Raw genomic sequence first — 19,601 nt, forward strand, 5'->3', positions numbered from 1 at the left:
CAGTGACTTTCACCCCTCCAATAATAAAAAGGATGACATCATGAGTAGCTTATCTGACAGGCAAGTGGATCTACAATTGCAGGAGTTGCCAGGTTGGCAACGCGATGGCAATAGCATTGTAAAATCTTATCACTTCGGCGATTTTATCGAGGCCATGAGCTTTATGAACCAAGCCGCTTTTTATGCCGAAGCGCTTGAGCATCATCCTGAGTGGCGCAATATTTACAACGTGGTTGAAGTACGCTTAACGACCCATGATACGGGCGGCATTACCAGCCATGATATTCGCTTGGCCAAACGTATGGAATACATCCTACAGCCCAAACGATTTTAGGCGGTATTCTTTGATCAATCATTATTGATATTTATCAGTGCTTATTGGTATTCGGCTTATTTGTATTTGCCCATAAAAAAACGTCCTATAGCAGGACGTTTTTTGTCTGTCTTATTCAAAAGTCTTGGCCAGTTGATGGTTGCCAGCGCTGGCGACGATATGCCTATTATTACATCTTACGACTAACAAACGCCACGATAAACAAAATAACCGCGACTGCTAAGAAGATGTAGGCCAGATTGGCTGACAAACCTGCCACACCGCCAAACCCAAGTAAACTTGCGAGCAGTGCGACCACTGCAAAAATAATAGCCCAACGAAACATAGTGGTTCTCCTTAGATAATGAAAGCTCAATGCGGCGTCCCTGTTATTAAGACATCCAGCGCTTTTACCTCATTGTTTTATATAGTCATTTTTGTTGTTACTGCTTATGGTCATAGCGTAGCAATGTTTGGCCTGTTGCAACGTACCTTTTGGTAATTGTGGCAATACGTTGTGTAAGCTATGTAGTGCTATTGGCAGTTTTTTAACCTATTTTGTGACTTTCAGGTTTTTCGCTTGTATTAAGAAAGCCTTATGTGCTCAGATATTATTTTGATAAAACCCAATATGATTTAAAAATCAATAGCTAAAAACCAATATTTAAAAACCAATGAAAAGCGACTGATAACAAATACTCATTCAAATAACAATCATCTCCATATCATAAGGAAATTCGTCATGGACATCCCTGCAGAGGCACTCAAGGTAGATACACAAAAGGCCAATACCAACCAAAAATATGCCGTGGTCTTATACGGCGCGACCAGCTTTGTGGGACAAATCACCGCACGCTATTTGGCGCAGTTTTTAGCACCGGCATCGGATCAAGCAGCAGTCAGCTGGGCGATTGCTGGCCGTGACGAGGACAAGCTTAAAAAGCTACAAGCATCGCTAGATCACAATAATGACAAGAGCGAAACTCCGCATCTTGTTGATATCATCATTGCCAACAGTAATGATGAGGCCAGCCTTGATGCCATGACGGCGCAAACCCAAGTCATCATCTCAACCGTCGGCCCATATCTGAAATATGGTGAGCCACTCATCAAGTCATGCGTGCAGCATGGTACGGATTATGTCGATTTGACAGGAGAAGCCATCTTTATCAAAGACATGATGGATAAGTACAAAGACGCGGCCCAACAAAGCGGCGCGCGTATTGTCAACTCGTGCGGCTTTGATTCGATTCCCTCAGATTTGGGCGTTTATTTTACCCAGCAACAAGCAACAGCGCATTTGGGAGACACTTGCGAGGTGATCAATATGCGCGTCAAAGCAGCAAAAGGCGGCTTGTCTGGTGGCACGATTGCATCGATGGCGACCATCTTTGCCGAAGTGGGTCAGGACCCCGACCGTCGTCGCCAGCTTGCCAACCCATATCTGCTCAATGATGACGACCATGCGCCCACCGTGCGCCAAGACAACATCAAAAAGCCAGAATACGATACCGAACAAGGACGTTGGCTTGCGCCTTTTGTGATGGCCAGCATCAATACCCGCATTGTGCATCACAGCAATCAGCTGCTGGACTATGAGTATGGCCGCGATTTTAAGTACGACGAAGCCATGTGGATGAAAGATGGCGTCAAAGGTCAGCTGATGAGCTATGGCTTAAGTGCAGGGTTACTGGGGTTCGCCACCGCGATGAGCTTTAAGCGCAGCCGTGAGTTTTTGTCCGACCATGTTCTGCCCAAATCAGGCTCAGGGCCTTCGCAGTCTGAACAAGAAGACGGCTTTTTTGATATTCGCTTTTTTGGCAAAACCGCTGATGATGCGCGTATTGAAACCAAGGTGACAGGGGACAAAGACCCCGGTTATGGCAGCACCTCACGTATGCTGGCACAAGCGGCGCTGTGTCTGGCGCAAGATATCAGTAAAGAGGCGGTCGCGGGCGGCTTTTGGACGCCAGCCTCAGCAATGGGCGATAAGCTGATAACGCGCTTGCAAGAATATTCAGGCTTATGCTTTGAGCGCGTCGAGGCATAAGTCGAGACATGACTCAGGACATCGCTGCATAACCACATAGGAATGACAGCATGTGATATTGGCATGGCTGCTGGACTATAAAAAGTAATGATTGGTTGATAGATAACGGCGCGCCCACTGACATTGTGCAGTGGGCGCTTTTTTAGTGCGTTTGACCAGTGATCGTTTCGGTGATAATCACAGTTCCAGTAAAGACCGTGCGTGATTTTTGATTCATGATTTTGCTGATAAGTCGCTCTGTTTTTACCAAGCACCAACACACCCACTGCGTAAGCTCACAATTATAGACAAAAACGTTAGACTGGTGAATATTTCACTACTGAACTTGACTGCCCTGAGCTGATACTCTGAACTTTGTTTTATGCTTAACTGTTTTTTAACGTATTCAGTCATTGCTATTCAATAACCATTATTTAGTAACCATTGTTTGGTAACTATCAATTATCAATGATGATCAGTCACAATCAATACCTTAAAGAATGGTATGACGCCGATTTTGTAATCGCGACTGTTTTCTAACGTATTGAGACTGCTTGTTTGGAGGATTATTTATGACCAACCGTATGCTACCTTTATCATTACTTATCAGTGCTGCTGTGGCCGTGCCCAGCCTTGCAATGGCCGCACCTGTTAACCACAGCGACATCCAGCCAGCCGATGTGCGCACCTTGCCAGTAGACAACACCTTACAAGCGGAAATTGAAGGTCCTGATGGTGAACTGCTGGCCACTCAGCCAGGTGCCGTCGATGACAATGATATGGATGCGATGAATGCCGTCGACATGGCATACGAAGTAGACGACATGGATGATGACGAGCCTTTTGCCGCAGAAATACAACGGCGTGCAGCCTATGATCAAATGGCTCAAGCAAAATTAGCTGAAGCACGTGAAGCACGTGTAACAGCTGAAGCGCAAGCACGTGTAGCACGTGAAGCAGCTGAAGCGCAAGCAATCAATGACATCGAAAGCAGCCAAGTGACGCCTGCTGATATGCGTGAACAGCCCGCTGATATCACCTTACAAGAGAAGAAAAAAGACCGCCGCGGTGAGCTGCTAGCGACCCAGCCAGGCCAAGTTGAATTTAACGAAAGTCGCCGCTTTACCATTCGTTAATGTTTAACCCGCCATAGAAAAAGGCAGCCAATTGGCTGCCTTTTTCTGGTTTGTGTCAACACAAAGGACCAATAAATCGCCCCTTATTTTTTGTTTTTGGTCACGCCTGCTTCTTGTAGTAGCGCGCCTAGAGTACCAATTTTGCTTGGTGCCTCTGTTTTTGCACTGGCCGCTTTGGTAGGACGCGCAGGCGATTTGCCTTGATTGCTCTGATTGTCTTTACGCTTACTGCGAGCAGGTGCCGCGCGGCGCTTGTCACTATCAGTGTTGGCCGTGTTGGCGCGATTGCGGCGTGGACGGCTGCTGTTGTCATTTTTACTGGTCGCAGCGTCACTTTGATCATTGGTGCTGGTAGGACGTGGTGCTTTGGCCGCTTCAGGCTTCATACTAAAGCCGATACGACCACGCGCCTCATCAATAGAAATCACGCGCACCGACACGATATCACCCGGTTTGACGCGGTTCATTGGGTCTGCCACGAAGTCATTGGCCATTTGCGAGATGTGTACCAAACCATCTTGGTGTACGCCCACATCAACAAAGCAGCCAAATGCGGTCACATTGGTGACCACACCCTCTAGCATCATGCCTTCGGTTAGGTCTTTGATGCTATTGACATCATCACGGAAATTGGCCGTTTTAAACTCAGGACGCGGATCATGGGCAGGTTTGGCGAGCTCATCGATAATGGCTTTGACACTAATGTTGCTGTCATGGCTGATCGCGCTGGTGTCGATGCTGTTTAATATACCGTCGTTCCCCAGTACTTCTGGCAAGGTTTTGCCCGTTTCTGCCAACAGCGCCTCAACCAGTGCATAACTTTCAGGATGCACACCTGTGGCATCTAATGGGTTGCTGCCATCACGAACCCGCAGAAAACCTGCGGCTTGTTCAAAAGTTTTTACACCCAAGCGTGGTACATTTTTTAACGCGTCGCGGTTATCAAACGCACCATGTTCGCGGCGGTAAGTAACGATTTGCTGCGCCACATTGCGATTTAGACCCGCAATATGTGCCAAAATGGCAGGGCTTGCCGTATTTACATCGACCCCAACGGCATTCACGCTATCTTGGGTCACTTTATCTAAGCTGTCTGCCAACTGGTTTTGGTTCACATCATGCTGATACTGACCTACGCCAATGGCTTTTGGGTCGACTTTGACCAGCTCTGACAAGGGATCTTGCAGACGACGGGCAATGGATACCGCGCCGCGCACTGAGACATCCAAACCAGCAAGCTCGTCACTGGCAAGCTCACTTGCTGAGTAGACAGACGCACCTGATTCGTTAACGACCACCGCTTTGGCATGCAGCGCACTGTCTGCCACCAAGATCTCTTTGATCATGGCATCGGTTTCGCGGCTGGCAGTACCGTTACCAATGGCGACCAAATCAACACCATAGCTGCTGAGCAAGTCGCTGATAACCGCTTTGGCTTCGCTCATTTTGTTGTCTGGCGCAAACGGATATACCGTTGCCACCACAGGTTTTTCGTTATCATCTAGCACTACATGACCTTGGGCATCGATAATGGCCATTTTAACGCCATGACGGATACCAGGATCCACACCGAGAATTACTTTGCGACCTGCTGGTGCAGCCATCAATAAGTGCTGCAAGTTGCTGGCAAACACATCAATCGCATCAGCTTCTGCGGCCAAACGTTTTTCGGTCAATAGGCGATGCTCGATATGTGGACGCCATTTGTCTTTCCACAAGCTGTTTGCCGCTTCTACCAAAAAGTCATGGCGCTCGCTGGGCGTTTTGCCTGCGATATCGAAATGAGTGATGATCTTATCAATAAAGGGCGCATCTTCGCCTTCGATTTTTAGACCCAAGACGTTTTCTTGACGGCCACGCAGCATCGCAAGCAGGCGATGGTTGGGCAGACGTGCCAGACTTTCGCTGTGCTCAAAGTAGTCTTTAAACTTCTCACCCACTTCGCGTTTTTCGTCACTGGCAACCGTCGATACGATATTGGCAGTTTTGGCAAAACCAGTACGCAGCATGTCTAACAGATCAAGCGCTTGCGTCCATTCATCAACGATAATGGCCTGCACACCCGCCAGCTGTCTTTGAACATCGTCAAAATCAATGTCAATCTCATTACCGCTATCATCGGTAACCTGCGCAGGTGGCTGATAATCTGCTAAGGCATCAATCGGCGCAATCTCTTGCGTCAATACCGCTTGGGCAGCAGCATCCAAGCCTGCCGCGCGTGCTTTGGCCGCTGGTGAGCGGCGACGCGGACGGTATGGCAGGTAGATATCTTCCAGCTCAAGCTTCGAGGTGGCATTATCAATACGAGCTTGCAGCTCGTCTGTTAAGTTGTCTTGTGCTTTTAACAGCTCGACAATTTTGAGACGGCGCGTGGCCATATCACGCTCATAGCTGAGCGCTTTTTCGAGGGCACGCAGCTGCGTATCGTCAAGATTTTGCGTCTTTTCTTTACGATAGCGCGCAATAAAGGGGACGGTTGCGCCCTCATCCAAGAGTTCGACAAACGCGTTGACTTGAGCAGTCTTAATGCCAAGCGCGCGAGCAAGTTTGTCGTGAATATTCGCGTGTGTGGTTGCATCCAAGCCCTGTGCATTTGTTTGGGCTTGAGAAGACGTTTGGGTATCAGTGCTACTCATATCCGTATCAATCGTTGAGAAATGTAGTTTGGCATTATAGCAAAAGCTGCATGAATAAAAATCCTTTTTATATTTTCCTTGCCTAATCGCATCGCTTCGCTGCAAAGCACCTCATTTCGCTGCTTAAACGTATATTTTAAACAAACCCATACAGCATTTGTGTGGGTAAGTGATGCAATTGCTGGTGCAATCTTATACACTAAAGCGGTGAGGTGATAAATTTTGCGCCAGCATAGACCGTTGCACAAAAGTTGTGGGTAATGGATAAACAATGAGAATCACTCATAAACTGGCCATGAATAAGCTCTGACAATAATAATACTCATTAGAGGATTTTTGCATGACTGATAATACCAACGCCGACACCATGACGCAGCGTATTTTAGTGGTTGATGATGATGCGCGCCTGCGTTCTTTATTGCAGCGCTTTCTAGAAGACGATGGTTTTGTCGTCCGTACCGCTCACGATGCCAATCAAATGGACAAACTCATGCAGCGCGAGCTGTTCTCCTTGGTGGTGCTCGATTTGATGCTACCGGGCGAAGACGGCATCAGCATTTGTAAACGATTGCGTGAAGACAATGGGGACATTCCCATCATTATGCTGACCGCCAAAGGTGGTGATGCTGATCGCATTGCAGGACTTGAAGCAGGCGCGGATGATTATTTGCCCAAGCCATTTAACCCAAAAGAGCTGCTTGCACGTATTAAAGCAGTACTGCGCCGCCAAAACCGCGAACTGCCTGGCGCGCCCAGTCATCAGCTCGAAGTGGTCGAGTTTGGCCCATGGACGCTGGATCTGTCTACTCGTACGCTCAAGCGTGATGGTAGTGTGGTGACCCTGACCACAGGTGAGTTTTCAGTATTAAAAGCGCTGGTACAACACCCACGTGAGCCGCTGACTCGCGACAAGCTAATGAATCTCGCTCGTGGTCGTGAGTGGGGGGCAATGGAGCGCTCTATTGATGTGCAGGTATCACGCCTGCGCCGCTTGATTGAAGACAATCCGTCACAAGCACGCTATATCCAGACCGTCTGGGGCGTGGGGTATGTGTTCGTACCTGACGAAGCAGATGCTGATAGTGTTGAATAAAAGACACTGCTGAGTATCACGGCGCTGTAGGGCATAGGCTCTACAGCGCCGTTTTATTATGTTTTATGATATGACCACTTATTCATTAACCATAACGAGCACCGCTATGATTCAAAACGTACCCTGCACCTTGATCACTGGGTTTTTAGGCGCAGGCAAAACCACCCTAATCAACCAACTGCTGAGTACCAAACCAACTGAGGCGCGCTGGGCTCTACTGATCAATGAGTTTGGCCGTATTGGCATCGACAGTGCCCTATTAAATACAAACAGTGACTCAGACAAGCAAGGCATCGCCATTCGGGAAGTCAGTGGCGGCTGTATTTGCTGCACCAGCCAGTTGCCGTTACAGATTGGCATCAGTCGCCTGCTCAGTGGGCAACGGCCACAGCGCTTGTTGATTGAGCCGACAGGATTGGCCCACCCGCACGAGCTGGTCAGCCAGTTGAGCGAACCACACTGGCAAACCAGCCTATCCATGAAAGCCGTCATCACGGTACTAAACGCGCGCCAATGGCAACAGGAAAAATACCGCCATCATGATGGCTTTCAGGCGCATGTGCGCGCTGCCGATGTATTGGTGATCAACCGTTACGCAGAGATGGATACAGACTCACAGCAGGCGCTAACCGAATGGGTCACCAGCATCAATAACGATGCGCATCTGATTTGGGGTAGCTCTGAGGGTGATGATTGTTCTACCGTCGAGACCAGTAGCGCAGATATAGACCACGCGGGGGCAACAGCATTGACCACTCAGCTGAGCGCTGTATTGGATCAGCCCAGTACCACCATCAAGCGTCAACGTGCCAATACCCCGCCGCAAACCCGCATCAGCTTGTCACCGCCGCGTCACTTGCAAACGCCATCATCCACTAATCACGAGGCAGAGCATGTCAATGATACGCTGCCCTATCGTTATCACGACGCGCAGCAAGGTATGGTACTCGGCGGCTGGCGCTTACCTGCCAACTGGGTTTTTGCAGCAGATACACTGCAGCAGTGGCTGCTGGCGCTGCCAGAGTGGCAACGTATCAAAGGGGTGGTCAACACCTCAGAGGGCTGGATCAAGCTAAACTTCACCCCTGACAGCATCACTGTCAGCAGTGCCGAGGCGCAGATTGACAGTCGCCTTGAGATGATTTTATCCAGTAATCAGTCGCCAGATACCATCCACAGCAGCGCGCCACAGTCTGATGCTATCGACTGGGATGAGTGGGATCATGAGCTAATGGCACTGCTGGCTGCTGATTAATCAACAGTGCCATCAAAATAGCCTGCATCACTCCAGCAATACTGTTGAATCACCAAAGCAGCAAGCATAAAAAAGCCCCCATGACTCGCTAGCGGCTCATGAGAGCTTTTTTATTTCGGTGATATTGGCGTATTAGCGCAGTTGACTGTCTTTACTGCCACGACGATTGAACAGCTCAGCCGCCTTTGCTTCTTGTTCAAGCTCACTTTGGCAGCCAATGCAGTGCTGCACGCCTGACACCGCGAGTCGCCGCGCTTCAGGAATGGGATTGCCACATTCCTCACAGAACTCAGCGCTTTTGCCTGTTGGCAGCGCGCTACGCACACGATCTAGCGCATCGTTAACTGTGGCGTCCATTTGCTCGTGCTCAGCGCCATCTCTTGACCATCCACCTGCCATCTTATTATCCTTTTATTATGACCATAATAATGGTTTTGAAAACAAATAGATGGGGGCAAATCAGATCAATTTCAATCAGGTATTGGCGGTGCGGCGCAAGCGCTCACGAACGACCATCAAAGCAAACCCTAATAGGTTTTGACCGCGCCACTGGTTTGGGTCACGCGCCGCAGGATGATCGTGCGCCAAGCCAATGCCCCAAATCGTATCGACTGGGCTGGCCTCAACCAATACACTACTTTGGGTACCCAGCAAAAAAGCACGCAGCTTGGGGTGCTGCGAAAATTTGGCAATATTGGCATCAATGACAATCGCCATTTTATGATCATCCCAAACGTTGGCATCAAAACCCTGTACTCTACGGCCAATGGCTTTGGCATCGCTCGGACTATTTGCTTGCAATACGGCGCGGCAAGCACTGTCATCGCCGAACACCTTCGCCTTTTGATACATCATATAGTGTTCAGCGGTCAAAAACGTCTGCCCTTCTGTAGTAAAAGGCGCTTCATACCACTGACTCAGGCAGCTTTTATTGACCTGATGGCGGTCTGTTTTGTGACCCCAAAACAAGAGATAGTCAACCTCATTGCCTTGGTTCACAAAGCCAATCAGCTGCGCCTTATTGGTGATGGTCATCTTGTATCCCTTGTTATGGCTGTTTTGCGATTAATCTTTTGGCTGTAGTGCCACCACTTGCCCGCGGGTAGCGATACTGGCATCACTCATCAAACACACATACCCTGCTATGATGTCCTCGGGCGTTTTGAGCGTCATAGGGTTTTCACCAGGAAACGCATGCGCGCGCATGTTGGTACGCGTGCCGCCTGGATTGATACAGTTAAAGCGTAGGGTGGTGGTATTTTGCGTCTCTTGGGTAAAGATATCGCTCATCCCCTCAACCGCTTGCTTAGAGAGCGCATAAGCGCCCCAAAACGCGCGCGGGTGGGTACCGACGGTGCTTGAGGTGAAGACCACTGAGCCATTGGGCGCATCTTTTAGCAGTGGCAATAAGGCTTGGGTCAGCTTAAAGGTGGCAGTAAAATTAACCTGCATGACTTTGGAGAAAGTATCAACATCATACATCTCAAGCGGGGTGAGCGTACCCAGCACCCCTGCATTGTGCAAAATGCCATCGAGCTGGCCGACTTCTTTATGAATCAAACCTTCTAATTGCTGCATTTCGGCATAAGTTGCACCTTCAAGATTCATCGGCAGCATGGCAGGCTGCTTGCCGCCAGCGCTTTCGATCTCGTCATAGACGTCCTCAAGCTTACTCAGCGTGCGCCCCAGCAGCAATACCGTCGCGCCATAGCGTGCGTACGTTAGCGCCGCGACTCGCCCAATACCATCGCCTGCGCCCGTTACCAAAATGGTTTTACCATCCAAGCAGTTGTCTGTTGGAACAAAACTGCGGATCTCATCATGGCTTAATGGCTGCGCTACGGCTGGCTGCTCGATACTGTCACTCATGGCATTACTCACTACTGATCGTTTGGTAAACTGTCGCATGCTACGACAAACTAAAAAGGACTGCGGCTATTGGCAACGCACTGGGCATCGCATTATGGTATGAGATGCAGCGGCGTTAGATATAATCAAATTTGCCAGAAGACAGCAGCAGTTTGTTTAACTCTTCAGGGGTCTCGACGATGTAATCAGCACCCCATTTTTTTAAGCGTTTTTGATCTTCAGGTGGAATATAGCCGTATGCCGCCAAAATGGTCGGCATACCTGCCGCCCTACCCGCTTCGATATCGCGAATATGATCGCCAGCATAAAGCACGCTGGCAGACGCGCCGCGCGGGATACCCAATCTCTCTAGCGCAAAATACATGGGCTCAGGGTCAGGCTTGGTGCGGGGCACGTCTTCAGGACAGACCAAGACCGCACAGCGCTCATCCAACTGCATGACGCTAAGCAGTTGCTCAGCCAAATAGCGCGGCTTGTTGGTGACGATGCCCCACGGAATATTGTTCTTTTCAAGCGTGGTGAGCACCTCATCAAGGCTATCAAACAGGCGGCTGTCAACGCAAATATCAGCTTCGTAATCGTCCAAAAACTGCTGGCGATATGCTTGCAACTGCTCGTCACTGACGTCAAGCTGCTCATTATAACGCAGCATCAACTGCACCATGGCTGACGCTCCTGCTGATACCTGCTCACGAATCTCATGCTCAGGCGGCGCTTGCCAATGATTTTCAGCACTCATTTTACCAATAATGCGTACAAAATCGGCGGCGGTATCGATCAACGTGCCATCGAGATCAAATAAAACGGCTTTTACAAATTTTGTCATCATATACTCTTATCAAAAATGCGCGTGAACTGGCGGTGTATCAAGACGCCTACCAGTAACGAATCCAAGCGGTCATCACAGCTATTCGGTCATCGGTTTTTTGACCGCCAGCATGTAATTGACATCCACATTCTGTGCGAGCCAATAGCGCTTGGTGAGTGGGTTGTAATGAAGACCGATGATGTCTTGACGAGAAAACCCTGACGTTAGCGCCATCTTATCCAGCTCCGCTGGGGTGATAAACTTGCCATAATCATGCGTGCCGCGATCAAGTAAACGCAGCACATATTCGGCCCCAACGATCGCAAACAAATACGACTTTGGATTGCGGTTGATGGTCGACATCACGCAGACGCCGCCCGGTGCCAGCAAATCAAAGCAAGCTTGCACAATGGCGCTGGGATCAGGCACATGCTCTAGCATCTCCATACAGGTGACCACATCAAACTGTCCCGCCTGCTCAGCAGCCAGCTGCTCCACAGGAATGTGCTGATAGCGCAATGTGTCGGTCAGATCACTTTGCTCAGCGTGTACCGCCGCTGCTTTAAGGTTTTCGGTGCCCAAGTCAATACCCGTGACATCCGCACCGCGGCGCGCCATGGATTCCGATAAGATACCACCGCCGCAGCCCACATCAACTACCTTTTTGCCAGCCAAACCCGCCTCGGCAGATTTGTCATCATCAGTACTCAAAAAGCCGCGCTTGACGTTTTCTTCTATCCAGTTCAAACGCAGTGGGTTAATCTGATGCAGTGTGGCAAAGGCCCCATTATTGTCCCACCATTCACTAGCAAGTTTGTTAAACTTATCCACTTCGCTTGGGTCAACATTGGTATTGGTGTCTGCTTGATAGTCGCTGTCAGTTTGCGGCGCAGCGTCAGAATGGGAGGCAGCTGAATGCATGAGAATTTCCTTTATTGTCATTATATGGGCTAATATGGGCTCAATGTTAGCATGAGCGCGGCTGCTTTGTCGTGGACACATCGTCACCAATTGTGAATGACAAGGCGCATGCAGGTGCCCGCAGTGATGACCAAGCCAGCGTAGCGCATGCCCTTTGCTTTAGCAACTTGGCAGGCAGGAACAGTGACAGCACACGGCTCATCTCAAGTAAGGTACGCTAAATAATGGCTGACAGCTTTACAACCATTCGTTAAGAATCGGGTTCACAATCATCGGTATTTTGCGTTACTATATACAGATGATTCCAAACACTTTATGATTTGCCATCATTGTTGCTCTTGGCATTTATATTTCTCAACCTCAAGCATTTACACCTCAAGGAAAACGTATGAAACGTGTCATCGCATTGACTGGTCTGGCCTGTGCTATCGGGTTTGCCAACATGGGCGCACAAGCGGCAGACTATGTCGCAGGGAAAGATTACCGCGTACTCGATAACCCCGAAAACATCAGCGGCGATGCCATTATTGTACGTGAGTTTTTTTGGTACGGCTGCCCGCATTGCTTTAAGCTCAATCCGCATATGGAAAAATGGGCTAAGACCAAAGACAAAGATGTCGCATTTTTTAAGACCCCAGCTGCGTTAAACCCAGTATGGGAAACCAACGCCCGCGGGTTCTATGCCGCTCAGCTTCTCGGCTATGAAGACAAAACGCATGACGCCCTCTTTAACGCCATCCATAAAGACGGCAAAAAACTGTTCGACCAAGCATCGCTTGCCAAATGGTACGGCGCGCAAGGCGTTGATCAAAAGAAATTTAATAGCCTTTATAACTCGTTTGCCGTTGGTACCAAAATCGGTCGCTCGCAAGCAGGCGCCAAGCGTTACCAGCTGACTGGCGTGCCAGCCGTGGTGGTACAGGGCAAATACGTAGTAACGGGCGAAGGCGCTAAAGTGGCTCAAGTCGTTGATTACTTGGTCGATAAAACCCGCGCTGAACAAAAATAATCACCAATACACCGCGCACAAAAAAAGCCAATCACTTTTGATTGGCTTTTTTTATGGTCGCAGTACTCAATGTTGACCAGATTGAGCGCACTATTTGATGTGCGATAAAATGGCCACTTCGCGGATATAACTCTCTAAGTCTTCTTCGGATTCTTGCAGCAACTCGTCATCTTGAGTGTGCTTGGCATACTCAATCCACAGCAGCAGCTGATAAATACTGTTGCGCTCGGAGGCCTTATATTGCTTGGTAAATTGCTTCATCGTGCCTTCATCATCGATGTTTAAGCGGCCATACCAGCTTTCAATTTTCGCCACCTGCTCGCGAGCAAAGATAGCATCAAATAACGCTTTGACCAGCGCATGGCGGTCTTCTTCACCGATCAGTTTACCCACACGCTTGGTCTGACGATTGCGTGCATTGGCACTGGTAATATCAGCAAGTGCCATCAGTTCCGCCATAAAATAATCACTGGCAGGCAACTTTTTCAACTGTTTTTTGGACAAGCCTGCCAACGGAATCGACAACTGCTGCAAACGCTCATGAGCTTTTTTAAGTTCCGTGCGCGAGACGCGCATGTCATGTTCTGACCAATCAATCATATAAGTTCTCTAAAATAATGAATAAAATCAATTGCCGCCATAATCATAGCCGGCTCAGCACACGCCTACCAACGATGCTTTTCTCGGTGCTTGGCGACCACGTTTAAGGCTGCTGGCAAACGCTCTATGAGCTGTGCTTCTAGCTGCTCGGTGATATAGACTGAGCGATGTTTGCCGCCCGTACAGCCGATCGCAACCGTGACCGTATGGCGATTGTTGTGTAAAAAATCAGGTAGCCAGCGTGCCAAAAACTGTGCGATATCCTCTGCCATTTCCGTCACTTCAGGATAGTCAGCAAAAAAATCGGCAACCTCATCATCGAGTCCGCTAGAACCGCGCAGTGCTGGTTCCCAATGCGGGTTGGGCAAAATTCTGACATCAAAGACAAAATCAGCGTCAATAGGGCTACCATGTTTAAAGCCAAAGGACAGCAGGTTGATGACAATTTTATTATCAATACCCAAGTGATCACGCAGACATTCTTTCAGCTGGTGGATATTTAACTTGCTGGTATCAATCTTGATATCAGCATGGCTGGATATGGGCTGGAGTAAATCGACTTCTTTTTTAATGGCGCTGGGCAAATTATAGGCCAAATGGGCTAAATTATCGCTGTCTTGACTCATTAGCGGATGTACGCGGCGCGTGGCATTGAAGCGTGCTACCAAAATGCTGTCTTGCGCAGTGACATAGATGACTCTAACAGTGCGCTGACCATAGGTATTCCTCAATGTCTCATGTATGGCCGCAAAATTACTGAGGTCAGCACGCGGTGAACGAATATCAACGCCCAGCGCAATACGGTTAATGCCGCTTTCTTTGATGAGCTTATCAGCCACATCAGGTACGAGCGCCAATGGTAAGTTATCAATAGAATAATAACCCAAATCCTCTAAAATATTTAATACTGACGTTTTGCCGGAGCCTGAGCGTCCCGATATCACCAATATACTGATGTCATCTTCAGCTATCGTCGCTGGCGTTTGTGCTTGCTTGCTACTTGCTGCTTCCATGACTCTTATCACCTTAGTTGGTTAATGCTGTGGCAGCATGTATGAATGAGAGATGAGGATAGTAGTACTGTTACCGTAAACTTAAGTTACGCTGAGCATTAAATTATCCAGCAAGCGCGCACGACCGAGCCACGCCGCTGCAACAATAACTATATCTGAGTCTTGAGGTACTTCATGCTCAGTCTCGCTAAAAACCGGACGGAGCTGCTGAGTTTGCACTGCCAGATAGTCCACCACAAAACCTGCTTTGGTTAGGCTGGCTATTGTCTTAGCAATATGGCTATCAAGTGCCGCTTTGGTCAGTGCTTGTCCTTGCAGTTGCATCGCCAACTGTTGCAAATTGGCTTGCAGCTTTGGCGCCATCTGTCGTTCTTCTGGGCTTAAGTACTGGTTGCGTGATGACAGCGCCAGTCCATCAGAAGCGCGCACGATGGGTGCGGCAATGATCTCAATCGGATAGCTTAGGTCACGTACCAATTGCTTGATAATCGCCAGCTGCTGATAGTCTTTTTGACCAAAGACCGCCACATCAGGCTGGATAATATTAAACAGCTTTGAAACCACGATACCCACACCATCAAAGTGACCAGCGCGTGTTTGGCCACACAACTGCTGGCTGATAGCACCTGCATAAACAGAGGTCGGCGGTGGCAGTACAGGATACATTTCGCTCACGCTGGGCGCAAACACGTAGTCAACACCAACCGTTGCCAGCTTAGCCACGTCTTCGTCAAGGGTGCGCGGATAGCTGTCAAAATCTTCACCTTCTCCAAACTGCGTTGGATTGACAAAGATACTGACCACCACGATATCCGCATGCTGCTTGGCCTGTGTTACCAAGGCCAAATGCCCATCATGCAAATTACCCATCGTCGGTACTAAGGCAATACGCTGCTGACGGTGTGCCTGCAAGCAGGCTTGCATGGTCTGAATTTGATAATAAATAATTGGCATCACGACCTCGTATTGTCCTTTATAGCTAATAATATCCAGCGTAGTGGTAACGGTTAATCGAACTGATGCTGCGCACTTGGAAAAACCTGAGCCCGTACCTGCTGCTGGTACAAGGCAAATGCGCCCTCGATACTGTGCGAGTAGTTTTGCTCATCGGTCAAAAAATCATGCACAAAGCGTGGGACGCGGCCATGCTTCATACCCAGCATGTCATGCATCACCAGCACTTGACCATCGGTATCAACACCTGCCCCAATACCAATCACAGGAACAGCAACCGCCTCGGTCACCTGTTTGGCTAGCGCCGCAGGTACGCATTCTAATACCAACAGCGCTGCTCCCGCATCCACCACTGCTTGCGCGTCTGCCAATAGTTTAGCCGCACCATCACCGCGTCCTTGTACCTTATAACCGCCAAAAACGTTCACCGATTGCGGAGTCAGTCCCAAATGTACACAAGTGGGTGTGCCTGCCTGCATCAGTGTGCTCACAGTGTCACAAAGCTCACGACCACCTTCAAGCTTGATCACATGTGCGCCTGCTTGCATCAGCGTTCGGCTGTTGGCAATCGCGTCGTCGATAGTGCTGTAACTCATAAAAGGCAAATCAGCCAAAATCAGCGCATGCTGGTTACTGCGTGCAATATTGGCCGTATGATAGGCCATATCGGCAACCGTTACTGGCACAGTAGAGTGATGACCCTGCACCACCATGCCCAGACTGTCACCAACCAAAATGGTATCAATCTCTGCGTTTTCCATCAGGCGCGCAAACATCGCGTCATAACAGGTCAAACAAGTAAATTTGATGCCGTCTTTTTTATAGGCATTTAACGTCGATAACGTGGTCATAATGAGCTTCTCAATAGGGCGCGTTAACTGCTGCTTACGCCAAGTCAATCTTTAGATAAGGTCAGTCGTCAGGCCGGGTCAAGCATCAGTTAGCCGCTTAAGTCCTGTCCAATCTGTGGCCATGGGATAAGTCGCAAGCGGCTGATTGGCAATCGTGATATCACTTGCCAGCTCGCTCAGCGGTATCAGCACAAAGTTGCGCTGGCTGATCCCAGCGTGTGGTACGGTCAATTCGGGCAATGTAATGGTCTCTTGCCCATACAACAAAATATCCACGTCAAGGCTACGCTCACCCCAATGACGCAAGCGGGCGCGCTTGGCGGCCTGCTCAAGCGTTTGACAATAGTCCAATAGCTCAAGTGCAGGTAACGTGGTGTTAAAACCAGCAACCGCATTGATAAAATCAGGCTGATCTTGTGGCCCCATCGGTGCTGACGCATAGAACGACGATACCTGCAGCTCTCGTATCTGCTCATGATTGCGTAGGCGAGTCAGCGCTTGCTGCAAATGATCAGTGGGCGAGCCAAGCGCGTTGGTCAAATTGCTGCCCAGACCCACATAGCAGGTTATCCATGCCTCATTGTCAGCGGTGCGGCTCACAGCACTGGTCTCTGTATGGCTCATCATGATGGTATGACTCTCACTATGAATGATAGCTGCCGCTTGTTAGGCGGTGCTGGGCTGACGGCGACGACGCTTGGCAGGTATTGGGCCTTTATTGTCGGTGGTACCAGCTGCTTGACGGTGCTCATTTGTCGTAGACGCCGCGGCTTTTGGTTGTTGCGTGCGGCGGCGACTCGGTTTTTTAGCGGCGACTGGCGTTTGCTCAGTGGCTGGCTGACTGGCTGTATCCGCTGGTTTGGACGGCTGTGCATCAACCGCCTTTTTAGGCATACGTTTTGCTTGCGTGTCAGTATCTGCCACAGGCGTGGCGCGGCGGCGACGCTTGGCAGGTACAGGCTCATTGTCCAAACTGACCAAACTTAGGGTTTGGGCGATACGGCGCGTGGTCATGACTTTTGGTACAACGCCCTTGGTATTGCTGGTCGATGTTTCAGAAGCAGTTTTTTTGCCGTTAACCTTGCCTTGGTTACTGGATGTATAGTCACCTGCTTGTACCGTTTGCGCTTGCTGATTGTCAGCTGTATTCGCGTTCGCTGTTTTTGCACCTGCACGCGATCTTTTGCGTGGGACAGTGTTGGCTGCGGCACTGCTGGTTTTCGTCGAGGCTTCGGTAGGCAACTGTTTTTCTAGCTTTGGTACCACACTGCCATGCTCGATCACAAACAATGGCGCAGGCTTCTCTGATGCTGACTGGCTGGGCGCAGGTGTACTGGCTAGCGACAACTGCTGCAACTGCGCCAACTCGTGACTGTCCTGTTTGACTTGCTGCTGGCTGACAGGCTTATTACTGTCCGCCTTAGCTGCTGAATTGGCAGCCGTTTGACCACTGGTATTTTGCTGACTGGCAGCACGGCGACGGCGCGCTGGTATACCAGCCGCATCATGTGCAGGCGCGGTAGGCGGCTGACTTGAGGGCGTTTTATCCTTACGCTTATTTTTAGCACTTGAGGCTATTTTTTGCTCGGCCACATCACTCAGCGCCGCGGCCGCTTTTTGACGATTGCGTCCACGACTGCGTTTGTGCGCGCCGCGATTGATGCTGTCATCAAAATCTGCAATCGCTTGCTGCTGCGCTTTGTCAGATAAGGTTTGATAGGTTTGCCACCAGTCGCCCATGCCATTGGTGGACTCAGACAATGGATGCTCGGCATCACCGCATTGCTCACGCAGCAACAAAAAGTCGAAAGCGGCACGAAAGCGTGGGTGCTCAGAGAGCTGAACGATCTGCTTGTTACGCGGTGCGGCCAACTTGGGCTGCAATATCCAGATATCACGGATAAATTGCTCAGCAAATTTTGGTATCGCCGTTTTGATACGCTGACGGTCGATGACTTTGCTGGCAGCCTGCATTTGTGCTTCAGCAAATGGCATGTTGCGCTTTTTGAACTTCTCGAGCTGATAGAGATAGTTTTCCCACAGCAGTGCTGCATAAAAGAACGCAGGGTTGATGCTTTTCCCTGCACCAATACGTTTGTCCGTATTGATGGCCACTTGGGTTACCAGCGCACTGGGGCTGGCTGGTGGATAAATCACCAAATGCTCAATAGCACCAGACTTAAACAGTAACGGTAGCAACGGTACCAAATAGCCGCCCGTAAACATCTTTTGCGTTTCGTCATACAAGCGGTGCGGTGAGATTTGTTCTAATAGAGCCCAGTTACCGTCGTGGAATTGCGCCGACAGCGCTTTATCAAATTCAAAACCCAACTTGGCCTTAAAGCGCAGCGCGCGCAGCAAGCGCACGGGATCTTCTTCGATACGCACAGGTGCATCACCCAGTAAACGCAAGGTTTTGTTACGGATATCACTCAGCGCATCGCAGTAGTCGTGTACCACGCCCTTTAATGGCTGGTAATAAAGCGCATTAATCGAAAAGTCGCGACGGGCGAAGTCTTGCTTGATATCGCCCCAGACATTGTCACGGATTAATAGGCCTTCTTGGGTGGTGTGCGCTTCATTGGTTGGTGGGGCTCTAAAAGTGGCCACTTCGATCAAATCGCGACCAGAATACACATGAGCCAACTGAAAACGACGACCAATGATACGGCAGCGTTTACCAAAGACATCTTTCACCTCATGTGGCTTGGCGTCTGTGACAGCATCGAAATCCTTGGGGCTTAAGCCCAATAAGGTATCGCGCACGCCGCCGCCAACGATATAGGCATCAAACCCAGCTCGGGATAAGGTGGCAATCACTTCAGTGATCGAATTGGGTAATTCAGATTTGTTCAGTTCTAACTGCTTGGCGGCACGCTCGGCCATGCATCTACTCCTTGCCGGTACTCTTGACCACCCCTGACGAACACAGCGTTTGTCAGGCGGATGTACCCGCTAGTTTAACAAATTTTGCATGCGCTGGGGGTGTTATGAGGGTATCTTACTGGCTATTTTGTCAGTATTCGGTATATTTATCATTCTGATATGAATAACCGCCAGTAACCAGCAGTAGATCACCGTAACGGTAGTTTATCGATTGTATCGGCACGATAT

19 protein-coding genes are annotated in these 19,601 nt (G+C 49.5%); 6 read left to right on the forward strand and 13 right to left on the reverse strand.

Translation table 11 applies throughout. The features are described from left to right. Positions 1 to 40 precede the first annotated feature (40 nt). The gene (locus ACFI32_RS01755) at positions 41 to 334 is read left to right on the forward strand and encodes a 4a-hydroxytetrahydrobiopterin dehydratase (protein ID WP_462624766.1); all 294 of its coding nucleotides are present in this window, start codon (positions 41 to 43) and stop codon (positions 332 to 334) included. Between the two features lie 169 nt (positions 335 to 503). On the opposite strand, the gene ACFI32_RS01760 is transcribed toward ACFI32_RS01755, so the two are convergent. Beyond that, entirely contained in the window at positions 504 to 659 is a 156-nt protein-coding gene (locus ACFI32_RS01760) for a DUF1328 domain-containing protein (protein WP_114701374.1), read from the reverse strand. A 396-nt stretch (positions 660 to 1,055) separates the two neighbouring features. Between ACFI32_RS01760 and ACFI32_RS01765 the strand changes: the two genes are divergently transcribed. Then, a complete protein-coding gene (locus ACFI32_RS01765; protein ID WP_462624767.1) occupies positions 1,056 to 2,363 on the forward strand; it encodes a saccharopine dehydrogenase family protein in 1,308 nt (435 codons plus the stop codon). A 551-nt stretch (positions 2,364 to 2,914) separates the two neighbouring features. Further along, positions 2,915 to 3,478, forward strand: a complete 564-nt coding sequence (locus ACFI32_RS01770; RefSeq protein WP_462624768.1) for a hypothetical protein — start codon at positions 2,915 to 2,917, stop codon at positions 3,476 to 3,478. Positions 3,479 to 3,561: 83 nt separating this feature from the next. Here ACFI32_RS01770 and ACFI32_RS01775 read toward each other — a convergent pair whose 3' ends face one another. After that, positions 3,562 to 6,114 (reverse strand): Tex family protein, encoded by a 2,553-nt coding sequence (locus ACFI32_RS01775; RefSeq protein WP_462624769.1) that lies wholly within the window; start codon positions 6,112 to 6,114, stop codon positions 3,562 to 3,564. 340 nt (positions 6,115 to 6,454) lie between these two features. Here ACFI32_RS01775 and ompR point away from each other — a divergent pair, with 340 nt between their 5' ends. Next, a complete protein-coding gene (ompR, locus tag ACFI32_RS01780; RefSeq protein WP_462624770.1) occupies positions 6,455 to 7,207 on the forward strand; it encodes an osmolarity response regulator transcription factor OmpR in 753 nt (250 codons plus the stop codon). 106 nt (positions 7,208 to 7,313) lie between these two features. After that, positions 7,314 to 8,462 carry a CobW family GTP-binding protein gene (locus tag ACFI32_RS01785; RefSeq protein WP_462624771.1) on the forward strand — a complete coding sequence of 383 codons (1,149 nt, stop codon included), beginning with the start codon at positions 7,314 to 7,316 and terminating at the stop codon, positions 8,460 to 8,462. Positions 8,463 to 8,594: 132 nt separating this feature from the next. Here the strand turns inward: ACFI32_RS01785 and ACFI32_RS01790 are convergent, their stop codons facing one another. The 5 genes from ACFI32_RS01790 to ubiG all read right to left on the reverse strand — a co-directional run bounded on the left by ACFI32_RS01790 (position 8,595) and on the right by ubiG (position 12,060). Beyond that, on the reverse strand, positions 8,595 to 8,861 hold the full coding sequence (locus tag ACFI32_RS01790) for a DksA/TraR family C4-type zinc finger protein (RefSeq protein ID WP_462624772.1): 267 nt from the start codon (positions 8,859 to 8,861) through the stop codon (positions 8,595 to 8,597). Positions 8,862 to 8,936: 75 nt separating this feature from the next. Further along, complete coding sequence (locus tag ACFI32_RS01795; RefSeq protein ID WP_462624773.1) at positions 8,937 to 9,497, reverse strand: NADAR family protein; 561 nt, start codon at positions 9,495 to 9,497, stop codon at positions 8,937 to 8,939. Positions 9,498 to 9,527: 30 nt separating this feature from the next. Beyond that, positions 9,528 to 10,331, reverse strand: coding sequence for a YciK family oxidoreductase (locus ACFI32_RS01800; protein WP_462624774.1), 804 nt, complete (start codon positions 10,329 to 10,331; stop codon positions 9,528 to 9,530). A 115-nt stretch (positions 10,332 to 10,446) separates the two neighbouring features. Next, positions 10,447 to 11,157: an HAD family hydrolase gene (locus ACFI32_RS01805; protein ID WP_462624775.1), complete on the reverse strand. Its 711-nt coding sequence runs from the start codon at positions 11,155 to 11,157 to the stop codon at positions 10,447 to 10,449. An 81-nt stretch (positions 11,158 to 11,238) separates the two neighbouring features. After that, a complete protein-coding gene (gene ubiG / locus ACFI32_RS01810) occupies positions 11,239 to 12,060 on the reverse strand; it encodes a bifunctional 2-polyprenyl-6-hydroxyphenol methylase/3-demethylubiquinol 3-O-methyltransferase UbiG (RefSeq protein ID WP_462624776.1) in 822 nt (273 codons plus the stop codon). A gap of 388 nt (positions 12,061 to 12,448) precedes the next feature. Between ubiG and ACFI32_RS01815 the strand changes: the two genes are divergently transcribed. Beyond that, positions 12,449 to 13,069, forward strand: coding sequence for a thiol:disulfide interchange protein DsbA/DsbL (locus tag ACFI32_RS01815; protein WP_462624777.1), 621 nt, complete (start codon positions 12,449 to 12,451; stop codon positions 13,067 to 13,069). Between the two features lie 90 nt (positions 13,070 to 13,159). On the opposite strand, the gene yjgA is transcribed toward ACFI32_RS01815, so the two are convergent. The 6 genes from yjgA to pcnB form a co-directional block, all read right to left on the reverse strand. Further along, complete coding sequence (gene yjgA / locus ACFI32_RS01820; RefSeq protein WP_462624778.1) at positions 13,160 to 13,669, reverse strand: ribosome biogenesis factor YjgA; 510 nt, start codon at positions 13,667 to 13,669, stop codon at positions 13,160 to 13,162. A gap of 65 nt (positions 13,670 to 13,734) precedes the next feature. Continuing rightward, complete coding sequence (gene rapZ / locus ACFI32_RS01825) at positions 13,735 to 14,682, reverse strand: RNase adapter RapZ (RefSeq protein ID WP_462624779.1); 948 nt, start codon at positions 14,680 to 14,682, stop codon at positions 13,735 to 13,737. An 81-nt stretch (positions 14,683 to 14,763) separates the two neighbouring features. Then, complete coding sequence (gene panC, locus ACFI32_RS01830; protein ID WP_462624780.1) at positions 14,764 to 15,636, reverse strand: pantoate--beta-alanine ligase; 873 nt, start codon at positions 15,634 to 15,636, stop codon at positions 14,764 to 14,766. A gap of 53 nt (positions 15,637 to 15,689) precedes the next feature. Continuing rightward, the gene (gene panB, locus ACFI32_RS01835) at positions 15,690 to 16,487 is read right to left on the reverse strand and encodes a 3-methyl-2-oxobutanoate hydroxymethyltransferase (RefSeq protein WP_462624781.1); all 798 of its coding nucleotides are present in this window, start codon (positions 16,485 to 16,487) and stop codon (positions 15,690 to 15,692) included. A 78-nt stretch (positions 16,488 to 16,565) separates the two neighbouring features. Then, the gene (gene folK, locus ACFI32_RS01840; RefSeq protein WP_462624831.1) at positions 16,566 to 17,111 is read right to left on the reverse strand and encodes a 2-amino-4-hydroxy-6-hydroxymethyldihydropteridine diphosphokinase; all 546 of its coding nucleotides are present in this window, start codon (positions 17,109 to 17,111) and stop codon (positions 16,566 to 16,568) included. 42 nt (positions 17,112 to 17,153) lie between these two features. Continuing rightward, positions 17,154 to 19,373: a polynucleotide adenylyltransferase PcnB gene (gene pcnB, locus ACFI32_RS01845; protein WP_462624783.1), complete on the reverse strand. Its 2,220-nt coding sequence runs from the start codon at positions 19,371 to 19,373 to the stop codon at positions 17,154 to 17,156. Between the last annotated feature and the right edge of the window lie 228 nt (positions 19,374 to 19,601).

It is taken from the genome of Psychrobacter sp. PSi21 (assembly GCF_054960615.1).